We start from the raw sequence: 14,385 nt of genomic DNA on the forward strand, positions 1-14,385 counted from the left end.
GGTGCGCCGCCGCCTCGTCTGGCGGCCGGCCGAGCTGGTCGCCGCCACGGCCGAGACCCCGAGCGCGCGCACGCTGCGCCTCCGGGTGCCCGACTGGCCAGGGCATCTGGCGGGCCAGCACGTGGACGTCCGGCTGACGGCCGAGGACGGCTACACCACGCAGCGCAGCTACTCGCTGGCCGCGCCGGCCGACGGCGACATGATCGAGCTGACGGTCGAGAGCGTGCCCGACGGCGAGGTGTCCCCGTACCTGACCGAGGTGATGGAGGTCGGCGACCAGGTCGAGATCCGCGGCCCGGTGGGCGGCTGGTTCGTCTGGCGTACGGAGAGCAAGCCGCCGGTGCTGCTGGTCGGCGGCGGGTCGGGCATCGTGCCGCTGATGGCGATGATCAGGGCGCGCCGGCAGGCGGGCAGCCGCGTGCCGTTCAGGCTGGTGTACTCCCTGCGCGCGCCCGACCGCCGCTACTACGCCGACGAGCTGCGCAGCCCCGACCCCGGCCTCGACGTCTCCTACCTCTACACCCGCTCGGCCCCCGGCGGCGCGTCCCGCCCCGCCCGCCGCATCATGCTGGACGACCTGGCCGAGGGCGGCTGGCCGGCCACGTTCGAGCCCGACTGCTACGTGTGCGGGCCGACGGGGTTCGTGGAGGCGGCGGCCGACCTGCTGCTCGCGCTCGGCCACGCCCCCGAGCGCATCAGAACCGAACGATTCGGTCCCACCGGAGGCTGACATGACGGCGGAACACCTCGACGGCAACGCGCTGGCCGGCCCGCTGGGCGAGATCTTCGCGGTGGACGTGGTCTCCGCGACCGGCCGCTGCGCGAGCTGCGGCCTCACCGGGCCGGTGGCGTCACTGCGCGTGTACGGGCCGGAGCCCGGCCTGGTCGCCCGCTGCCCCGGCTGCGACGAGGTGGTGCTCAGGCTGGTGCGCGGCCCCGGCACCGCCTGGCTCGACCTGCGAGGCAGCGTATCCCTGCGCATGAGCGTGCCTGACTGAGTACACTCTGGCACTGTTCACCGGCCGAGATCTGTACGGCGAGGCTCTTGGCCACGGGCGGCTACCCTCGGCCCCGGTCTAGGGGGAAGTCACGTGAGCAGCGGGCTTGTCGAGGTGCCACCGTCCGGTCACCGCACTCCGCGGCGGCGCCGCCACTGGTTGCGCTGGGTCATCACGATCAGCGTGGTCGTCGTGCTCCTCGTCGTCGGGGTGGCGGTGGGCGTCTTCGCCCGGCTGACCGGCAACGTCAAGCACACCGACCTCACCGCCGACGACCTCGGCGCCACCCGCCCGCCCAAGGTGGCAGGCACCGCGATGAACCTCCTGGTCGTCGGCTCCGACCAGCGCAATGGCAAGAACGCCAAGTACGGCCGGGTCGCCGGCGAGCGCACCGACACGATCATGCTGGTCCACGTGTCGTCGCGGCGGGACAACGCGATGGTGATCAGCTTCCCGCGCGACTCGCTCGTCCAGCTGCCCGCCTGCCGGGCCACCGGCGCCTTCCCCGGCCAGCAGGCCCACCTCGGCATGATCAACGAGTCGTTCAACTCCGGCGGCATCGGCTGCACCTGGAAGACGATCGAGTCGCTCACCGGCATCCACATCGACCACTTCGTGAAGGTCGACTTCACCGGCTTCAAGGGCATCGTCAACGCCGTCGGCGGCGTCGAGGTGTGCCTGCCCGAGCCGGTCGACGACAAGAAGGCGCTGCTGCACCTGCCCGCCGGACGGCAGAGCCTCAACGGCGAGCAGGCGCTCGGCTACGTACGCGCCCGCTACAGCCTCGGCGACGGCTCCGACATCGGGCGCATCCAGCGGCAGCAGATGTTCATCGCCTCGATGGTGAAGAAGGTGCTGAGCGGCGAGACGCTCACCGACCCCGCCAGGCTGCTCGCCATCCTCGACGCTGCCACCCAGGCCGTCACCACCGACCGCGGCCTGACCCTCGGCGTCATGAAGGACCTCGCCACCAGCCTCCAGGGCATCGACGTCGGCAAGATCCGCTTCATCACCACCCCGTGGCACTACTCGCTCACCCAGCCGGGCCGCGTGGAGTGGGTGCAGCCGCAGGCGCGCACGTTGTTCCAGATCGTCGCCAAGGACGAGAGCGTCGAAGGCGTCAAGGGCGGCCAGGAGAAGGTGGCCCGCTCGAAGATCCAGATCGAGCTGCGCAACGGCACCTGGCGTACGGGGCTGGCGACCGAGGTGGCCGCCGCCCTCGAACAGCGCGGCTACCACATCGCCAAGATCGGCGACACCGCCCGCAAGCCGCAGAAGCAGACCACCGTCTTCTACGGGCCCAACGGCGAGACCCGGGTGCCCACCCTGTCCAAGGACGTGCTCAAGAGCCGGCCGAAGGAGCTGGCGGCGGCGCGTACGAGCCGGTTGGTGCTGGTCATCGGCGACGACTGGCAGGGGCTCAAGCCGCTGCGGGCGGGCGACACCGAGGCGCTCAAGGGTTTCGACGCCACACACGACACCTGCGCCACCTGACCGGCGGACGCGGCGTCATGGGGGTCGCCGGAGCTCAAGGCTCCGGCGATCCGCGCAGCGGGCCCCTGGTCAACGCCCGCGTTCGGACTCCTGCTCCGACGGCGTAGGCGGGTAGATCTCCTCGCGTCGCGTGTTGGCGCCCAGCTCCTCGCGCAGCCGGTCGTAGTCGATGTTGTGGTTGGCGTACTTCAGCTGGCGAGCGACCTTCGTCTGCTTCGCCTTGGCTCTTCCTCGGCCCATGGCTACTCCCTAGTCCCCGCTGTCATGCTATCCAACAACATAGCGACTTGAAGAATTATGCAACTGAACTGGATTACTCTGAACCTATGCACGTGGAGGTCTATCAGGCCAAGGCCGACTTCTTCCGAACGCTCGGCCACCCCGCTCGCATCCGAGTGTTGGAGCTACTCCAGGAAGGGCCACTGCCCGTCAGGGACCTGCTGGCCCAGATCGACATCGAGGCCTCGAGCCTCTCCCAGCAGCTCGCCGTCCTGCGCAGGGCCGGCATCGTGAGTGCGATCCGCGAGGGCAGCACCGTGGTCTACACGCTGGCCACGCCCGAGCTCGCCGACCTGCTGGGCGCCGCCCGACGCATCCTCACCGACATGCTGGCCGACCAGGGGGAGCTGCTCGCGGAGCTGCGCGCCGAGGTCACCTAGCAGGTCACCTGGCAGGTCACCTGGCAGGCACCCGCCGCACGTGGTTCGGGTACCACGCGGTGAAGGCGGCGGGCACCACGAACGAGAGCACCTTGACGGCGACCACCGTCGCCGTCGCGTGAAGGGAGACGTGCAGCACCACGGTCAGGGCGATGGCGGCGACGGTGAAGGTCACCGCCCAGGCCGTGGTGAGCACCACGTTGAGCCGGATGAAGCGCGAGTGGGCCGAATGGGCGGAGAACCAGATCGGTTAGGCTCTCGGCCATGGTCTCCGAGTTGTTCGATCCCAAGGCGTGGCAGCCCGTCGAGGGCTTCGACTTCACCGACATCACCTACCACCGGGCCGTCGACCACGGCACCGTGCGCGTCGCGTTCAACCGGCCCGAGGTGCGCAACGCCTTCAGGCCCCAGACCGTGGACGAGCTCTACCGCGCCCTCGACCACGCCCGGCAGACCACCGACGTCGGCTGCGTGCTGCTGACCGGCAACGGCCCCTCGCCCAAGGACGGCGGCTGGGCCTTCTGCTCCGGCGGCGACCAGCGCATCAGGGGCAAGGACGGCTACCAGTACGCCGACGGCACCCCCTCCACCGGCCGCCTGCACATCCTTGAGGTGCAGCGGCTCATCCGGTTCATGCCGAAGGTCGTCATCTGCGTCGTGCCGGGGTGGGCCGCGGGCGGCGGGCACAGCCTGCACGTCGTCGCCGACCTCACGCTCGCCAGCGCCGAGCACGCCCGCTTCAAGCAGACCGACTCCGACGTCGCCAGCTTCGACGGCGGCTACGGCTCGGCGTACCTCGCCCGGCAGGTCGGGCAGAAGTTCGCCCGCGAGATCTTCTTCCTCGGCGAGACCTACAGCGCGGCCGACGCCCACCGCATGGGCATGGTCAACGCCGTGGTGCCGCACGCGGAGCTGGAGGCGACCGCGCTGGAGTGGGCCCGCAAGGTCAACGGCAAGTCGCCGACCGCGCAGCGCATGCTCAAGTACGCCTTCAACGCCGTGGACGACGGGCTGGTGGGGCAGCAGCTGTTCGCGGGCGAGGCGACGCGGCTGGCGTACATGACGGACGAGGCGGCCGAGGGCCGCGACGCGTTCCTGGAGAAGCGCGAGCCCGACTGGTCGCCCTACCCCTGGCACTACTGACCCGGGGCCATGCGCATCACGGTGCCCGCCGCGCTGACCGCCTCGCACCTGCGTCACGCGGACGACGCGGGGCCCGCCTGGGTGGCCGCGCTGCCCGGGCTGGCAGGGCGCTTCCTCGACGAGTGGGAGCTGCGGCCTGACGGCGAGCCCAGCCACGGCATCGTGGCGCTCGTGCTGCCCGTGGTGCGGGCCGACGGGACGCGGGCGGCGCTCAAGCTCCAGCCCGTCACGGAGGAGACCGCCGACGAGGCGCTGGCGCTGCGTACGTGGGCGGGCGACGGCGCCGTACGCCTCCTCGCCGCCGACCCCGGGACCGGCACTCTGCTCCTCGAACGCCTGCACGCCCGCCGCTCCCTGCAGGACGTCCAAGACGTGACCACGGCCCTGGAGACCCTCACCGCCCTCCTGGGCCGCCTCTCCTCCTACCCCGCCCCGGCGTCCGGGTCGCGGCGGCTGGAGGACATCGCGTGGCGCATGCTGGACGAGGTGGACGCGGCCGTCGCCGCGTTGCCCCGCGAGCGGGACCGAGCCTGGTTGCGGCGGTGCGCCGGCGCGGTCGCCGAGCTGACCCCCGAGCTGGCGGGCGGGCATCGTGACCGGCTGCTGCACTGGGACCTGCACTACGCCAACGTGCTGGCCGCCGACCGGGAGCCGTGGCTGGTCATCGACCCGAAGCCGCTGGCCGGCGATCCAGGCTTCGAGCTGCTGCCCGCCCTGTGGAACCGGTGGGACGAGGCGGTGGCGACCGGTGACGTACGCAGGGAGACGCTGCGCCGCTTCGACCTCATGACCGAAGGACTCGGGGCCGACCGGCGGAGGGCGGCCGGCTGGACGCTCGGCCGGGTGCTGCAGAACTGCCTCTGGCTGGTCCGCGAAGGCGATCGCGAACTGGACGACGTCCAGCTCACGATCGCCGAGGCCGTGCACACGCGCTGGTGACCGGCCGAGCGACCAGAGACACTCCATCCACCCTCGAACGCCTGCCGGCCGCCACCCCATGGCGGCGTCAGAGCGTGATGACGACCTTGCCCGCGCCGTGGCGGCCCTCGACGTCGCGATGCGCCGCCGCCGCCTCCTCCAGCCGGTACGCCCGCCGCACCCGCCAGGAGAAGGACCCTTCCGCGTACAGCCGCGCGTACCGCCCGAGCCGCTCGGCCGAGCGCTCCCCCTGCACCAGCCGCACGCCGAGCGCGCCGGCCTTGTCGTGCTCGACCATGGTGACGATGCGCCGCCGGTCGGCGACCAGGTCGAGCGAGACCTCAAGCGCGTGCCCGCCGGCCCCGTCGAGGGCGGCGTCCACCCCGCCGGGCGCGAGCGCGCGGACCCGGTCGGCCAGCCCCTCTCCGTAGGTGACGGGGATCGCCCCCAGCTCACGCAGGTAGTCGTGGTTGGCCTCGCGGGCGGTGCCGATCACGGTGGCTCCGCGCCGCCTGGCGATCTGCACCACCGCCGTGCCCACACCGCCCGCCGCCGCATGCACGAGCAGCGTCTCGCCGGCGGCCAGCCCGAGGTTGTCGAGCGCCATCTCGGCCGTCTGCACCCCGGCGGTGAGGCTCCCCGCCACCTCCCACGGCACTCCGGCCGGCTTGGGCGTCACGTTGGCGGCCGGCACCACGACGTACTCGGCGCAGCAGTTGAGCACGTTGAACCCGAGCACCTCGGCGCCCGCCGAGAACCCGGTCACGTCCGGCCCGACCTGGTCGATCACGCCGGCGAACTCGTTGCCTGGAACGCGCGGGAAGGGGATGTCATCGAGGTAGCCGGGCATCCAGCCCGCCCGGATGGCCGTGTCGAACGGCTGCACGCCCGCGGCCCGCACCCGGACCCGCACCTGGCCGGGCCCCGCCTGGGGAGCGGGCAACTCCATCACCTTCAGCACTTCCGGTCCGCCCGTTTCCGTGAAGGCGGCCGCTCTCATCAGATCGCTCATGCGATCAAGCCTGCTACCTCAACTTGGCTTGAGGTCAACACCATATCGACTCGGGAACTTTTCCCTTTGCTCGCCGCATCGCCGAGGTGTTCGGGGGCGTGAACCGGGCGCGGGCCGTGCTCGACGGCCGCCGCCGCGAGCTGCTCGGCGCGGAGGGCAGGGCCGCGTTCGCCGCCGAGTTCGCGCTGCTCGGGCAGGCCGTCACCGGCGCGCTCGCGATGGCCGACACGCCCGCGCGGTGCGACGAGCAGCTCGGCCGGCTGATGCTGCAGGTCGAGACCCTTGAGTCGCGCTTCGGCGAGTTCGACGACTTCGCGGCGCAGCTCGCCGCCAAGCGCGACGACGTCTACGAGGCGTTCTCCGCCCGCAAGCAGACCCAGCTCGACGAGCTGGCCAGGCGCGCCGACCGCGTCTTCGCCTCCGCCGAACGGGTGCTGGCCGGCGTCACCAGGCGGCTCGGCACGCTGGGGTCGCTCGACGAGGTCAACACCTACTTCGCCACCGACCCGATGGTGTCGCGGGTCCGCTCGGCGGCCGGTGAGCTGCGGGAGCTGGGCGACGCCGTACGGGCGGAGGAGCTCGAAGGCCGGGTGAAGTCGGCGCAGCAGGAGGCGGGACGGGCCCTGCGCGACCGCCTCGACCTGTACGACGACGGCGGCGAGACGCTGCGCCTCGGCCACCACCGCTTCGCGGTCAACACCCAGCCGATCGACCTGACGCTGGTGCCCCACGACGGCTCGATGTTCTTCGCCATCACGGGCACCGACTACCGGGCTCCCGTGCCCGAGTCGTTCGCCGACACCCGGCCGTTCTGGGAGCAGTCGCTGGTCTCGGAGACACCGGAGGTGTACCGCGCGGAGTACCTCGCCGTCTCCCTGCTCGACGGCGTCACGGCCGGAGCGCCGCCGGCCGACCTGGTCAGGCAGGCCGCCGAGTCGCGCTACGACGAGGGGTACGAGCGCGGCGTCCACGACCACGACGCCACGCTCATCCTCGACACGCTCGTCCGGCTGCGCAAGGGGGCCGGACTGCTGCGCCATCCGGCGGAGGTACGGGCGGCGGCGCAGCTCTTCTGGGCCTTCGGGACCGACGACGTTTCACGTAAAACATTGGCCACCCGGGCCGTGTCGCTGGTGCGCGCGCGGGAACTCTTCGGCGCCGCACCCGCCGTGACCGAGCTGGCCGAGGAACTGGGCAGGGCCATCGCCCGCTTCATCGGGGACAACGCCGCTCACCCCGGACAGGCCGGCACCCCCACCCCCTCCGGGCAAGCCGGAGCCTCCGATCAGGAGGGGATCGCGCGGCTCGCCGGCGAGTACCTCGTGGAGGAGCTGGGCGGGACGCCGGCCGGTTTCGTGACCGGGAAGGCGGCGCGCGACCTGCTCGACGGGTTCCGGCACGAGCTCGGCCCGGCCAAGAACCGCGAGTTCGAGGACGACCTCAAAGCACTCCCGCTCCCCGAACGCCTCCAGCTCGCCCGCGCCTGGCTCACCGCCTACCGCCAGGGCCCCGAGCTGCCCGAGGCCGTCGCCGTGCTGCTGTGCGACCTGCCCCGCCACGACTCCAGCGCCGCCACCGCCGAGACCGTACGCGGGCTGCTCGGCACCCACCCCCGCATCCGGGACCGCGCGCTGGAGCTGCGGCTGGACGAGATCCTGCCGCGCATCCGGCGGTTCGCGGCCGAGCGGGTGCCGGCCTTCCGCGCCTACCAGCGGCGCCGGAGCGAGCTGGTCGAGGCCGAGCGCCGCCGCCTGCGTCTCGACGAGTACAAGCCGAAGGTCATGAGCGCCTTCGTCCGCAACCGGCTGCTGGACGAGGTCTATCTGCCGCTCATCGGCGACAACCTGGCCAAGCAGCTCGGGGCGACGGGCGCGGGCAAGCGCACCGACCAGAACGGCCTGCTGCTGCTCATCTCGCCGCCCGGCTACGGCAAGACCACCCTCATGGAGTACGTGGCGAGCCGCCTCGGCCTGGTCTTCGTCAAGGTCAACGGCCCCGCCCTGGGCCACGCGGTGACCTCGCTCGACCCCGCCGACGCGCCCGACGCCACGGCCAGGCAGGAAGTCGAGAAGATCTCGTTCGCGCTGGAGAGCGGCAACAACACCCTGCTCTACCTGGACGACATCCAGCACACCTCGCCCGAGCTGCTGCAGAAGTTCATCTCGCTGTGCGACGCCCAGCGCCGCATCGAGGGCGTCTGGAACGGGCGGACCCGCACCTATGACCTGCGCGGCAAGCGGTTCGCGGTGTGCATGGCGGGCAACCCGTACACCGAGTCGGGGCAGCGCTTCCGCATCCCCGACATGCTCGCCAACCGGGCCGACGTGTGGAACCTGGGCGACGTGCTGGCCGGACGCGAGGAGCTGTTCGCGCTGAGCTACATCGACAACGCCCTCACCTCCAACCCGGTGCTCGCGCCCCTCTCCGGCCGCGACCGCTCCGACGTCGAGCTGCTCGTACGCCTGGCCAAGGGCGACACCGCCGTCCGGCCTGACCAGCTCGCGCATCCGTACACCGAGCCCGAGCTGGAGCGGATCCTGGGCGTGCTCGCCAAGCTGGTGCGCGTCCAGGAGGTGGTGCTGGCCAGCAACCGGGCCTACATCGCCTCGGCCGGGCAGTCGGACGCGGCGCGCACGGAGCCGCCGTACCGGCTGCAGGGGTCGTACCGGAACATGAACAAGCTGGCCGAGCGCATCGTCCCCGCGTTGAACGACGCCGAGCTGGAAGCCCTGATCGACGACCACTACCTGGGCGAGGCCCATACGCTGACCACCGACGCCGAAGCCAACCTCCTCAAACTGGCCGAACTCCGCGACCGGCTGACCCCCGCCCAGGCGGAACGATGGGCCGCGGTGAAGGCCGCCTACCTGAGGGACAAGGCACTGGGCGGCGCCGAGGACGACCCGATGACCCGCGCCGTAGGCGCCCTCGGCCTGCTGGCCGACCGAGTGGGCCAGGTGGGCACCGCCATCAGAGAGTCAGGCCACTGACCCCGCCCGGCTGCTGGTCCGCGGCCGGGCGGGTGGCGGGCCGGCGGGCCGGCCGGCCGTGGGTCAGGCTGGGGCGCCGTTGCGGAGCTCCAGGTGGCGGCCGGTGAAGGTGGCGCGCAGGCGGCGGTCGTGGGTGACGATCACCAGCGCGCCCGCGTAGGAGGCCAGCGCCTCTTCGAGCTGCTCGACGAGGTCGGGCGACAGGTGGTTGGTCGGCTCGTCGAGCAGCAGCAGGTCAACAGGGTCGCTGACCAGGCGGGCCAGCTCGACCCTGCGGCGCTGCCCGTACGACAGCTCGCCCAGGCGCAGCCGCAGGTCCGCGGGCCGGAACAGCCCCAGGGCCAGCAGCGCGTCCGCGTGCTCGTCCAGCGACCCGGGCCGCCCGTGCGCGTAGCCGGCCAGCAGGGTGCGCTCCGGCGGCCCGGCCGCCTCGTCCTGGCGCAGGAGGCCGGCCCGGCCCGTGCGCACGACCGTCCCGGCGTCCGGCCGCAGCTCCCCGGCCAGGACACGCATGAGCGTGCTCTTGCCCGCCCCGTTCGGCCCGGTGACGAGCAGCCGCTCGCCGGCCCGCACGGTGAGGGCGTCCAGCCGCAGCCGCCCCACCACCTCCACCCCATCGAGCGCCACCACCGCAGCGGGTCGGACCGTCCCCGCAGCCGCGGGCGCGACGGTGGTCGAGGGGACGGTGGTGAAGCGCAGGGGGTCGGGGGGTGGGGTCAGCGGGTTGGCGGTGAGGCGCTGCACCCGCTGCTGCGCCTGCCGGACGCGGCCCGCGGCGCCGTGCGTGCGGGAGCGTGCGCGCCACGCGCCGGTGCCCATGCTCGCCAGGGTCAGCTTGCGCGGCACCGCGGCCAGCCGTCCGACGTTGGCGGCGACCAGCGCGGAGTGGCGGGCCAGCTCCTGGCGCCACTCCTCGTACGCCCGCAGCCGCGCCGCCCGCTCGGCGGCCTTGGCGGCGAGGTAGCCGTCGTACCCGTCGCCGTAGCGGCGCACCCGTCCCTCGCCGACCTCCAGGACGGTGGAGGTCACCCGCTCCAGGAACATCCGGTCGTGGGTGATCGCCACGACCGTGCCCCGGTGGGCGCGAAGGCGCTGTTCGAGCCAGGCCACGGCCCGGTCGTCCAGGTCGTTGGTGGGCTCGTCCAGCAGGAGCAGCTCGGGATCGGCGGCCAGCGTGGCGGCCAGCGCCAGCCGGGAGCGCTCGCCCCCGGACAGCGTGGCCACCGGCCGGGACCGGTCGAGCCCCGGCAGCCCGAGCCCGTGCAGCGCGGCGTCCACCCGCGCGTCGGCCTCGTACCCGCCGCGCGCCTCGAACTTTGCGACCAGCCGGGCGTAGGCGTCCATGGCGGAACCGCCGGCGGCCAGCGCGTGCCCGGCCTCGCTGATCCTGGCCTCCAGGTCGCGCAGGTCGGCGAGCGTACGGTCGATCGCGTCGGCCACGGTCGCGTCCGGCGGCAGCTCCAGAGACTGCGGCAGGTATCCGACGCCGCCCGGCGCGACGACGGTCAGGTCGCCGTTGTCCGGCCGTTCGGCGCCCGCCATGAGCTTGAGCAGCGTGGACTTGCCTGCTCCGTTGTCCCCGATGACCCCGATCCGCTCGCCGGGGCTGACGGTGAAGGAGACCCGGTCGAGGACGACCCGGGTGTCGTAACGCTTGGTGATGTCGTGAAAAGTCAGTTGGGCTTGGGCAGCGGTACGCATGAAGCGCGTTCCCCTTTGATCGGCATGGAAGATGACCGATGCGGGGCGGCACGGGCGGAGCTCAGGCTCGACGCGCGTGCGCCCCAGGGGCGAAGATCACAGAGTTCCCATTAGGGGAAGAACCTAGCCCGATACCCGCTTATCGGTCAAGCCTTCAGCGCGGCCAGTGCGCGGGAGACCGTCTCCTCGGCGGCGGGCAGCAGCGGCAGGCGTACGTCCGGCGTCGGGATCAGCCCCTGCGCGTGCAGCACGCCCTTGATGACGGTCGGGTTGGGCTCGGCGAACAGCGCCGCCGACAGCCGGGCCAGCCGCCGCCCGAGGTCGCGGGCGCGCACGACGTCCCCGGCGTGCCAGGCGTCGGCCAGGTCGGCGAAGCTCCTGGTCTCCAGGTGCGCGGAGGCCAGGATGCCGCCCGCCGTGCCCAGCGCCAGCAGCGGCGAGATGACCGCGTCGTCGCCGCCCAGCACCGCGAAGCCATCGGGCACGTCGCCCACCAGGTCGATGGCGTCCTGATCGACGCCGCCCGTCGCGTACTTGACCCCGGCGATCCTCGGATGCGCGGCGAGCCGCCGCAGCGTGGCGGCGCTCACGGCCTGCCCGGTGCGGTAGGGGATGTGGTAGATCACCAGCGGCACCGGCGACTCCTCGGCCAGCGCCTCGAAGTGCGCGACGACGCCGCGCTCGCCAGGGCGCAGGAAATACGGCACGGTGACCAGCGCCGCGCTCACCCCGGCGGGCAGCTCCCGCAGGGCCGCCGCCGTCGTCCGCGTGTCGTTGCCGGTGACCCCCACGGTCAGCGGCGCCTGCCGCTCGGCGCAGACCCGCGCGCACGCCTCGATGACCCGCGCCCGCTCTTCTGGGGTGAGCGCCGCCACCTCGCCGGTGGTGCCCAGCGCGACCAGCCCGGACGCGCCCTCGTCGAGCATGTGCCTGCCGAGCTTCTCGACGGCGTCCACGGCCACCGCGCCGGCGGCGTCGAAGGGAGTGATCAGCGGTACGTGGATTCCTGTCAGCATGCTTCGAGCCTGCCGCGCGCCGACCCGTTAGGTCCAGCACGGATTTCTGACTTCGAGCTTAAGCTGAACTTATGCTCGATCCGCGCAAGCTCCGCCTGCTCCGCGAACTCGCCCGGCGCGGCACCATCGCCGCCGTCGCCGAGGCGGTCACGTTCACCCCGTCCGCCGTCTCACAGCACCTCGGCGCGCTGGAGCGGGAGGCCGGCGTGCCGCTGCTGGAGCGCACCGGCCGTACGGTGGCGCTGACCCCGGCGGGGCGGCTGCTCGTCGAGCACGCCGACGCCGTCCTGGAGCAGCTCGAACGCGCCTCGGCCGCGCTCGCCGCCGTGAAGGGCGGCCCTGCAGGGGCGCTGCGGATCGGCGCGTTCCCGACCGCCGCCCGCGTGCTGCTCCCGCCCGCCCTCGCCGAGCTGGCCGGCGCGCATCCCCGGCTGGAGCCGATGGTCTCGGAGATCGACCCGGCGGACGTCTCCGCCGCGCTGCGGGCCGGTGAGCTGGACGTGGCGCTCGTCCACGAGTACGACTTCGTCCCGCCCGTCACCGACGCGTCCATCGAGACGGAACCGCTGTTCAGCGAGCCGATGTACCTGACTGACCGGCCCTCGATCGCCGCCGCCCGCACCGACGCCTGGATCACCGGCAAGCCCGGCACGCTCTGCCACACGATGGCGATCAGGGCCTGCCAGGCGGCCGGCTTCGAGCCGCGCGTCCGCCACCACATCGACGACTTCGACACCGTCCTGGCCTTCGCCGCCGCAGGCCAGGGCGTCGCCCTCGTCCCCCACCTGGCCGCCACCACCCCGCCGGACGGCGTGACCCTCACCCGCCTGGACCTGAGCCGCCGCACTCTGGCAGCGTTCAGACGCGGCAACAGCGCCCACCCCGCGATCAGGGCAGCGGTGGCCTCCTTCCGCACCGCCACCACAACCCTCCCCCTCTGAGGAGGCGTCAGCGGCCGAGTACGGCGTCCAGGGCCGCTTCGGCGCTCGACTGCTCTCGGTCGTACTCGCCGGCCGTCACCGCCACCACCAACCGGTCGTCCGGGGCGATGAGGAGGCGCTGGCCACCGTTGCCGATGGCCTGGGCCTGGCCGTCGTGGAGGTACCACTGGTAGCCGTAGCGGGTGCCGGCGTCGAGGGCGACCCGGGGGCGCAGGGTCTCCTCGATCCAGGAGCGGGGCACGATGTCGCGGCCGCCGTCGAGCACGAGCTGCCCGATCGCGGCCAGGTCCACCGGACGCAGCCGCAGCCCGGACGCGGCCCTGGTGACGCCGTCGTCGCCCCTGGACCACTCGTAGCGGGTGATGCCGAGCGGGCCGAAGAGCCGGTCGGCGGCGTACTCGTCGAGCGGCCGCCCCGCACCCCTGGTGATGATCTCGCCGATGAGCGCGCTCGCCCCACCGCAGTAGTGCCACCGCTTGCCCGCCGCCTCGACGACGGGCCGCTCCAGCACGTACCGGTGCCGGTCGCGGGCCAGTTCCATGGCGATCTCGCTGTTGGCCGCGCTGGTGTAGGGGGCGTCCTCGTTCCAGTCGAGGCCGAGCGTCATGGTCAGGGCGTGCTCGATCGTCAGGTGCTCGCGCCCGGCGGGCGGGCACTCGGGGAACGAGGCGAGCAGCGACGCCCCCACCTCGGGCACCAGCCCTTCGCGCAGCGCGATGCCGTACACCAGCCCGACCACGCTCTTGGACACCGAGCGCAGGTCGTGCAGGGTGTCGCGGTCGAAGACGACGTGCCCGAGGGGCTCGTCCAGCCGATGGTCGGGGCCCGCGCCGTAGCGTTCGAGCACGACCTGCCCGTCCCGCAGCACGACGAGCCCGTGCAGTCCCGGCGCCCGCCCGGCCTCCAGCACCGCAGCCACCCGCTCGGTCAGCCCCACCCTCATCCCTCCAGAGAACCCGCGGTCGCCGCACGCAGCTCGGCCAGCGCCCGCCGCCACGGGTCGCCGCCGTGGTCACCGCCGTGGTCACCGCCGTGGTCGCCGTCCGGGCCGAGGACGACGCGCACGCCGTCGGCCCGCAGGTCGCGCAGGCTGCGCCGGTACGCGGTGCGCGCCGACAGCGCCTCGTTCACGAACGGCAGCACGACCACGGGGATGCCCAGCCCGGGCGCCTCGGCCAGCACGCCCAGCGCGTACGTGTCGGCGATGCCCTGGGCGAACTTGTTGATCGTGTTGTACGTCGCCGGCGCCACCACGAACGCGTCGGCCCTGGGCGGCTTCGGCTCATGGGGCTTGCGGTAGCGGCTGCGCACGGGCCGGCCGGTCTGCCGTTCGAGTGCGGGGACGTCGATGAAGTCGAGCGCCGACGGCGTCGCCACGACCTGCACCACCCACCCGTCGTCCTGCGCCAGGGTGACGAACCGGCCCACGTCAGCGGCGGCACCGGCGGCGCAGACGACGAGGTAGAGCACGCGCACCACGCCAGCATCCCCTATTTCATCGGGAATGACGAAA

At 72.9% G+C, this 14,385-nt stretch carries 14 protein-coding genes and 1 pseudogene; 8 read left to right on the plus strand and 7 right to left on the minus strand.

From position 1 onward, the window contains the following. The first annotated feature begins 1 nt into the window (after window position 1). The 3 genes from ABZW11_RS16180 (at window position 2) to ABZW11_RS16190 (ending at window position 2,492) form a co-directional block, all read left to right on the plus strand. The gene (locus ABZW11_RS16180) at window positions 2-730 is read left to right on the plus strand and encodes a ferredoxin reductase (RefSeq protein ID WP_355417334.1); all 729 of its coding nucleotides are present in this window, start codon (window positions 2-4) and stop codon (window positions 728-730) included. Between the two features lies 1 nt (window position 731). Beyond that, window positions 732-998: a DUF6510 family protein gene (locus tag ABZW11_RS16185; protein WP_345392893.1), complete on the plus strand. Its 267-nt coding sequence runs from the start codon at window positions 732-734 to the stop codon at window positions 996-998. 93 nt (window positions 999-1,091) lie between these two features. Then, the gene (locus ABZW11_RS16190; protein ID WP_355417338.1) at window positions 1,092-2,492 is read left to right on the plus strand and encodes an LCP family protein; all 1,401 of its coding nucleotides are present in this window, start codon (window positions 1,092-1,094) and stop codon (window positions 2,490-2,492) included. 69 nt (window positions 2,493-2,561) lie between these two features. Here ABZW11_RS16190 and ABZW11_RS16195 read toward each other — a convergent pair whose 3' ends face one another. Further along, window positions 2,562-2,732, minus strand: coding sequence for a DUF3073 domain-containing protein (locus tag ABZW11_RS16195; RefSeq protein WP_355417341.1), 171 nt, complete (start codon window positions 2,730-2,732; stop codon window positions 2,562-2,564). 86 nt (window positions 2,733-2,818) lie between these two features. Here ABZW11_RS16195 and ABZW11_RS16200 point away from each other — a divergent pair, with 86 nt between their 5' ends. Then, entirely contained in the window at window positions 2,819-3,151 is a 333-nt protein-coding gene (locus ABZW11_RS16200; RefSeq protein WP_043615149.1) for a metalloregulator ArsR/SmtB family transcription factor, read from the plus strand. A gap of 16 nt (window positions 3,152-3,167) precedes the next feature. Here the strand turns inward: ABZW11_RS16200 and ABZW11_RS16205 are convergent, their stop codons facing one another. Next, the gene (locus ABZW11_RS16205) at window positions 3,168-3,350 is read right to left on the minus strand and encodes a hypothetical protein (protein ID WP_355417344.1); all 183 of its coding nucleotides are present in this window, start codon (window positions 3,348-3,350) and stop codon (window positions 3,168-3,170) included. 65 nt (window positions 3,351-3,415) lie between these two features. On the opposite strand from ABZW11_RS16205, the gene ABZW11_RS16210 reads away from it, so the two are divergent. Beyond that, window positions 3,416-4,294 (plus strand): 1,4-dihydroxy-2-naphthoyl-CoA synthase, encoded by an 879-nt coding sequence (locus ABZW11_RS16210; RefSeq protein ID WP_345392905.1) that lies wholly within the window; start codon window positions 3,416-3,418, stop codon window positions 4,292-4,294. Between the two features lie 9 nt (window positions 4,295-4,303). Continuing rightward, window positions 4,304-5,233: an aminoglycoside phosphotransferase family protein gene (locus ABZW11_RS16215; RefSeq protein WP_355417348.1), complete on the plus strand. Its 930-nt coding sequence runs from the start codon at window positions 4,304-4,306 to the stop codon at window positions 5,231-5,233. Window positions 5,234-5,300: 67 nt separating this feature from the next. Here ABZW11_RS16215 and ABZW11_RS16220 read toward each other — a convergent pair whose 3' ends face one another. After that, the gene (locus ABZW11_RS16220; RefSeq protein ID WP_355417351.1) at window positions 5,301-6,224 is read right to left on the minus strand and encodes an NADP-dependent oxidoreductase; all 924 of its coding nucleotides are present in this window, start codon (window positions 6,222-6,224) and stop codon (window positions 5,301-5,303) included. A 74-nt stretch (window positions 6,225-6,298) separates the two neighbouring features. Between ABZW11_RS16220 and ABZW11_RS16225 the strand changes: the two are divergent. After that, window positions 6,299-9,214, plus strand: a pseudogene (locus ABZW11_RS16225) (AAA family ATPase); the annotation flags it as partial. 63 nt (window positions 9,215-9,277) lie between these two features. Here the strand turns inward: ABZW11_RS16225 and ABZW11_RS16230 are convergent. Both ABZW11_RS16230 and dapA read right to left on the minus strand, forming a co-directional pair. Next, on the minus strand, window positions 9,278-10,915 hold the full coding sequence (locus ABZW11_RS16230) for a TlrC/CarA/OleB/SrmB family ABC-F type ribosomal protection protein (RefSeq protein WP_355417354.1): 1,638 nt from the start codon (window positions 10,913-10,915) through the stop codon (window positions 9,278-9,280). Between the two features lie 146 nt (window positions 10,916-11,061). Then, window positions 11,062-11,931, minus strand: a complete 870-nt coding sequence (gene dapA, locus ABZW11_RS16235; protein WP_355417357.1) for a 4-hydroxy-tetrahydrodipicolinate synthase — start codon at window positions 11,929-11,931, stop codon at window positions 11,062-11,064. Between the two features lie 71 nt (window positions 11,932-12,002). Between dapA and ABZW11_RS16240 the strand changes: the two genes are divergently transcribed. After that, window positions 12,003-12,872: a LysR substrate-binding domain-containing protein gene (locus ABZW11_RS16240; RefSeq protein ID WP_355417360.1), complete on the plus strand. Its 870-nt coding sequence runs from the start codon at window positions 12,003-12,005 to the stop codon at window positions 12,870-12,872. Window positions 12,873-12,879: 7 nt separating this feature from the next. Here the strand turns inward: ABZW11_RS16240 and ABZW11_RS16245 are convergent, their stop codons facing one another. Both ABZW11_RS16245 and ABZW11_RS16250 read right to left on the minus strand, forming a co-directional pair. Then, window positions 12,880-13,815 carry a serine hydrolase gene (locus ABZW11_RS16245; RefSeq protein ID WP_355417363.1) on the minus strand — a complete coding sequence of 312 codons (936 nt, stop codon included), beginning with the start codon at window positions 13,813-13,815 and terminating at the stop codon, window positions 12,880-12,882. After that, window positions 13,812-14,348 carry a flavoprotein gene (locus ABZW11_RS16250; protein WP_355417366.1) on the minus strand — a complete coding sequence of 179 codons (537 nt, stop codon included), beginning with the start codon at window positions 14,346-14,348 and terminating at the stop codon, window positions 13,812-13,814. The genes ABZW11_RS16245 and ABZW11_RS16250 overlap by 4 nt, the downstream gene beginning before the upstream one ends. Between the last annotated feature and the right edge of the window lie 37 nt (window positions 14,349-14,385).

This window comes from Nonomuraea sp. NPDC004580 (genome assembly GCF_040609855.1).
In the GTDB taxonomy this organism is placed as follows: Bacteria; Actinomycetota; Actinomycetes; order Streptosporangiales; family Streptosporangiaceae; genus Nonomuraea; species Nonomuraea salmonea.